Origin of the sequence: Algoriphagus oliviformis, from assembly GCF_017254915.1 — a bacterium.
Lineage (GTDB): Bacteria > Bacteroidota > Bacteroidia > Cytophagales > Cyclobacteriaceae > Algoriphagus > Algoriphagus oliviformis.
Genome location: NZ_JAFKCT010000103.1, coordinates 1 through 278 on the forward strand (window position 1 = coordinate 1; position 278 = coordinate 278).

Annotated in this window: 1 protein-coding gene; it reads right to left on the reverse strand. The window is 61.2% G+C overall.

Annotated features, from left to right (window positions below; genetic code table 11):
• Positions 1 to 244 (reverse strand): isocitrate/isopropylmalate family dehydrogenase (locus J0A68_RS23450; protein WP_236025729.1); only part of this gene is annotated, 244 nt, incomplete at its 3' end.
• Positions 245 to 278: the final 34 nt, after the last annotated feature.

Below are 278 nucleotides of genomic sequence, written 5' to 3' on the forward strand. Positions count from 1 at the left end.
CCCATTTCGGGCCGCCCACCGAACCGAACAGGATGGCGTCGGCCTGCTCGCAGCCGGCGACGGTCGCCGCTGGCAACGGGCTGCCGTGGCGATCGATGGCGATGCCGCCGACGTCGTACTCGGCGGTGGTGATGCGAATGTCAAAGCGTTGACGCACCGCGTCCAACACTTTGCGCGCCTGAGCCATTACTTCCGGGCCGATACCGTCTCCGGGCAAGACGGCAATGTGATAAGTCTTCGTCATGTTCACACCGTTTCCTGATTATTTTGATGTTTGT